Below are 4,986 nucleotides of genomic sequence, written 5' to 3'. Positions count from 1 at the left end.
ACCGCTTCATGGCTGACGTCGATCCCGCGTTCGTGCAGCAGGTCTTCGACATTCCGCAGCGAAAGCGGGAACCGGACATACATCATCACCGCGAGACGGATGATCTCGCGCGACGTCTTGAAGTACTTGAATGGACAAGGTCGGGCCATGGGGCGGACGCTACCGACGCTCCTGCCCCGCCTCAAGCCGAGTTCCTTTGACACCTCCTCACCGCCAGGCGAATGATCTCAGGGCTGCTCTGGAAGTACTTGAACGGGTCGCGTTTCATCATGGCCCGAGGTTACGAAACCGCCCTGCCCGGCTCAACGAGGTTCCTTCTGACACCACCTGTTCAACTGATCGCCCCGGCCGGGCGGTCAAGGTCGACCTTCACGCTCTGCGTCCTGCCGTCCTTCGATTCGCCCAGGTAGATCGTCTGGTGGGGGAACGGGATCTCGATTCCGCGCTCGTCGAAGACCTGCTTGATGATCGCGTTGTAGGCGCGGCCGACGCCCCACTGCTTGCCGGGGATGCACTTGATCCGCGCCCGCAGGACCACGGCGCTGTCTCCGAAGCTGTTGAGCCCGAACCACTCCAACTCGTCCATGATGGCCGCCGACTGGTCGGGGTCGGCGCGCAACATATCGAAGGCGTCGAGCATTGCCTGCTTCACCTCTTCCACGTTCTCGCGGTAGGCGACGCCCATGTCGCAGAGGTAGTAGCCAAAATCCTTGACGTAGTTTGTTACCATGTCGACGGAGGAGAAGGGGATGATGTGGAAGGCGCCCGTCAGGTCGCGCAGGCTGACCGAGCGGATCGTCAGCCGTTCCACCGTTCCTGTCGTGCCACCCACAGTCACCACGTCGCCCACGTTCATCGCGTTCTCGAACTGGATGAAGATGCCGGTGATGATGTCTTGCACCATCTTCTGCGCGCCGAAACCTATGGCGAGGCCGAGCACACCGGCCGAGGCCAGAAGCGGCGCAATGTCGAGCCCGACCTCGGCCAGCACGAACATCAGGGTAATGATGATGAGCGCGATCGTCCCCGCGTTGCGCAGGAGGCTCAGCAGCGTTTGCTCGCGCGCCTTGGCGACGTTGCCGAATTCCGGGTTCAGCCGGTAGTCAATCCACGAGGTCAGCGCGATCCAGACCCCGAAGGCGACCAACAGGACCAGCGCCACCGAGAAAACGGTGCCGGTCAGGCGCAGGCCGATCTGGCTGGCCATCCAGGCCCTGAGCTCGATCAGGCTGATCGCGTCGAGCGCGAAGAAGAAGACGAGGGCGAAGATCACCAGCCGCAGGACGAAGAGCGCGCGGGGTATGAAGGTGTTCAGCCGCCGCTCGAGCAGCGGCATGCGCGCGGTCACGCCCTCGGGCAGCACTACTCCGCGCACCATCGTCCGACCCAGGATCCCGGAGATCGCGACGCCGAGAAGGCCCACGACGAGGACCTGGCCGGACGCCACGAAGGTCTGGAACACTGCGTCGCCCGGGCTGACCAGCACGATGGCGAACATCGCGAGAAGGTAGGCGAGCGCGGGCCAGTGCCAGTTCGTCGCTAGGAAATGCAGCGCGCCGCGGCGGCGACTGCGGCGTCGCGGCGCGGCCAGTTCCGGGTCCGAGAGGATGGGGGCGCCGTGCGTCTCCTCTGCCGTCACGTCGCCGGTCCCGGGGCCGGCCCCCGGAAGGTCGTGGGACGCAGGCGCGGCGTCTGGGCGTGCGCCCAGCATCCAGTCGGCCACCGGGCGGCGGTTCCGCAGGACCAGCCAGATCGCGAAGGCCAGCACGGCGAAGGCGATCAGCGCCGACACCGCGCGCCCCGCGGCGAAGGAGACGTTGGTGTTGATGACCGGAACGACGAGAAGCTGGCCATAGCCCACCACCCCCACTATCAGGTTGAGGCGCGAGGCGAGGTAGGCCGCCGCCCGGTCGCCGATCGGGAGCGGGCGCAGATGCGTGGCCGCCGGCGACAGGACGAGGCGGACGAGAACCTTGGCCATCTCGACCAGCAGGAATGCGTTGAGATAGAGTGTCTGGCGGATGCCGATCTGGCCGAACTCCCCGAGCAGCAGGATCGCCAGCGCATAGCCCGCCGCCCAAGCCGCAACGACGATCAGCGCGTCGATCACCGCCGAGATGACGAAGAGAGTTACCGTGCGGAGCCCCCCGCCGTCCCGGGCCGAGGCGCCCATGCGGGCGTAGAGCGTCTTGCCGCCACGCCGGAGCACGAAGAACACGATCACCGTGCCTGCGATCACCAGCGCGAGATCACCAAGCGCGTCGAGCAGCACCGCCACCTCTCCGCCGCTGAGGCCGTCGAACACCGCGGGCGCGCGGGTTATCTGCCGCCAGATGCTCGAGATGCTGTCCGCGATCCCCTCCGCCACCTCCTGGGTGATAAGCGCGACGCGCCTGCCGAAGGAGAGATCCCCGGGTGGCACATCTCCGGCCGCGAGCGTCTCCACCAGATCGTCGGGCATCGCGGGATTGGGCTCGGCGTCCGTGGCGCGCAGGCGCTCGATTAGGTCGACCCGTGCCGCATCGTCCTCGATCACGTCGATCAGGAGCTCAATGTCGCTGCGCGGCTCGTCGCGCGTCGCAGTCGCCTCTTGACCGAGCGCGTGGAATGGGAGCACCAGAAGGAGAAGGGTGAAAATATTGAACAGTTTCAGCACGTCGGGTCGTTCCGTTAGTCTTCTTTACAGGTCTTGTGGCGTGGCGAAGGGATAATATGCGAGTTCGCGGAAAGCGACCGTCGGTGGTCAGCGACCCTGTCGTACGTTGCGGGGGAAGGCAAGTGAGCTAATGGAACGAACGGGATTCGAACGGCCAGTACGGTTTCGGGTCACAAAAGGCCGATCCAAAAACTGGACCCTCAATCAAATCGCATCCGGTCCTCCCTCCGAGGCGGCTCGCGCCGGATACGCCCGTGGCGCCGTCCGGTCGTCGGATCCGTGTCGAGGTAGGCGTCCTGCCATCGGCGTACATACTCGGCGAACTGCGTCAGCGCATCGACCTGGTCGTCCTTCGCCGAGTCGGGAAATGCCAGTAATTCACGACGAAACGTGTCGAACCACGGCTTGTCGGTCGGGATCACCAATTGACCGGACTTGATCCAGTCGGTGTGCGGGATGAACCGGTCTAGCTTGCTGCTGAGCACCTTGACGCCCTGGTATACGGCCGCTGTCTCCCGTTTGAACTCTTGCAGCAGCGCGTGCCCCATGGCCGAGCCTTCAATCAGGACCTTGTCCGCGTACCATCTCTTACGCTCGCGTCGGATCGTGGCCTTTAGGTCCGTGGGCACTGTCACGTTAACCGGGTGGTGATCGCGGTGGCCTGACGGTAAACATCGTTATGCGTCCCCTCACCTACGCTCGCCACCGGTTTCCACCAGCGATAATCCAGCGCGCCGTCTGGCTCTATTTCCGGTCGGCGCTGAGCTATCGCGACGTTGAGGACATGCTCGCCGAACGCGGCATCGACGTGTCCTACGAAACCGTCCGGCGCTGGGTCCACAAGTTCGGCGGCCTCTACGCTGAGCGGGTCCGTCAGCGCCGACCAAGACCTTCAGATCGATGGCACCTCGATGAGGTCTTCCTAAAGATCGGCGGCCAGATCGTCTACCTCTGGCGCACCGTGGACGACGAAGGCGAAGTGCTCGACATCCTGGTTCAGTCAAAGCGGGACCGGAAAGCCGCATTGAAATTGCGGCTAAAACTCCTGAAACGACAGGGCTATGTCCCGAATGCCATCGTCACCGACCGTCTTCGGTCCTATCGCGCCGCACTGCGTGAGTTGGGTTTGCACGACCGGCACGTGACTGGCGGACGCTCGAACAACCGAGCAGAGGTTTCACATCAGCCAACCCGACGCCGAGAGCGGCAGCAAATTCGCTTCAAGTCACCCGGCTCCGCGCAGCGCTTCCTCGCCGCCCACTCCGCAATCTCCAATCTCTTCAACGTCCAGCGCCATTTGATCTCCCGCAGAACGCTGAAGGTGTTCCGCTCCACGGCAACGGCGGATTGGCGCGAGATCGTGGCTGCCTGACGTTGGATCGAAAAGCTCCGCCCGCCACCGCGACTTAACGTGACAATGCCCAACGGGGCTATCTCCAAGGTCGCATCGAATATCGGGCGGTCCCTATGCGGAAGCATTGAGGCCAGGACGCGCGCGATGCCCACGGACGCGATCGTCGCTATTAAGACCCCAAGGAGCTTTTCGCGGCGTGCCGTTTGCGCCTGTCGATCCGACAGGACGAACCAGAGTGACCAGAATACCATTACCGAGAGCAGGGCTTTCACGGGTTCGCGTTGGAAAAGCCATAATATCCACGACACAGATTCATGTTCGGTCACAAAGTCGTTCAGCCAAACCAATATTCTAACATCCACGGTCATCTCCAAGATCAAGAAATTATAATATTGTCTTAACGGGAATGTAAACCTGCCCCTGGACGGCACTGGGTGTCCGGACGAACATCTCATCCAAATGCCAACGCCAATGGCTGGACCGCATCCCCTCGATCCGGCGTTTGCGGATTTCCGCGGCGAACATCGGCCCGAAACGGTTCCACCAGAACCGCACTGTCTCGTGGCTGATGTCGATGCCCCGCTCGTGCAGCAGGTCCTCCACATTGCGTAGAGACAGCGGGAAACGGACGTAAAGCATCACCGCCAGGCGGATGATTTCAGGGCTGCTCTGGAAGTACTTGAACGGGTCGCGTTTCGTCATTGAGCTGGCCCCATTTTCGACCGGACACCTGGGCCTGAACCAGGAGGCTTAGGGATATCCCTAAGCACGTGCTCATGTCTGAAGTTGAAATCATTACGGATGGTGGCTGTCGGCGCCGCTGGAGTTCGGCCGAAAAGCTACAGATTGTCGAAGAGACGCTGGACGGCAGCGAGAGCATCTCGTCACACGTGAAGAATGGGCAAGCGATTGAGAACGTGTGGTTTTGGCTGCATTTGCAGTATCCGTTTTCGCAAGGTTTCCCGGCTTTTGGTGC

At 62.6% G+C, this 4,986-nt stretch carries 3 protein-coding genes and 3 pseudogenes; 2 read left to right on the top strand and 4 right to left on the bottom strand.

All coding sequences use genetic code 11. From position 1 onward, the window contains the following. From P1J78_RS24100 to terL, 3 genes and pseudogenes are all read right to left on the bottom strand, one after another. Positions 1-149, bottom strand: a pseudogene (locus P1J78_RS24100) (IS6 family transposase); the annotation flags it as partial. A gap of 182 nt (positions 150-331) precedes the next feature. Continuing rightward, a complete protein-coding gene (locus tag P1J78_RS24095; RefSeq protein ID WP_374213421.1) occupies positions 332-2,656 on the bottom strand; it encodes a mechanosensitive ion channel domain-containing protein in 2,325 nt (774 codons plus the stop codon). 200 nt (positions 2,657-2,856) lie between these two features. Further along, positions 2,857-3,285 carry a phage terminase large subunit gene (gene terL, locus P1J78_RS24090; protein ID WP_275569917.1) on the bottom strand — a complete coding sequence of 143 codons (429 nt, stop codon included), beginning with the start codon at positions 3,283-3,285 and terminating at the stop codon, positions 2,857-2,859. A gap of 50 nt (positions 3,286-3,335) precedes the next feature. Between terL and P1J78_RS24085 the strand changes: the two genes are divergently transcribed. Next, positions 3,336-4,028 (top strand): IS6 family transposase, encoded by a 693-nt coding sequence (locus P1J78_RS24085; protein ID WP_275569915.1) that lies wholly within the window; start codon positions 3,336-3,338, stop codon positions 4,026-4,028. Between the two features lie 423 nt (positions 4,029-4,451). Here P1J78_RS24085 and P1J78_RS25625 read toward each other — a convergent pair. Continuing rightward, positions 4,452-4,712 (bottom strand): annotated as a pseudogene (locus P1J78_RS25625) (IS6 family transposase); the annotation flags it as partial. 56 nt (positions 4,713-4,768) lie between these two features. Here P1J78_RS25625 and P1J78_RS24075 point away from each other — a divergent pair. Further along, positions 4,769-4,986, top strand: a pseudogene (locus tag P1J78_RS24075) (hypothetical protein); the annotation flags it as partial.

The organism is Psychromarinibacter sediminicola, assembly GCF_029168335.1.
Lineage (GTDB): Bacteria > Pseudomonadota > Alphaproteobacteria > Rhodobacterales > Rhodobacteraceae > Psychromarinibacter > Psychromarinibacter sediminicola.
This window is presented reverse-complemented; position numbering and strand designations above follow the sequence as displayed.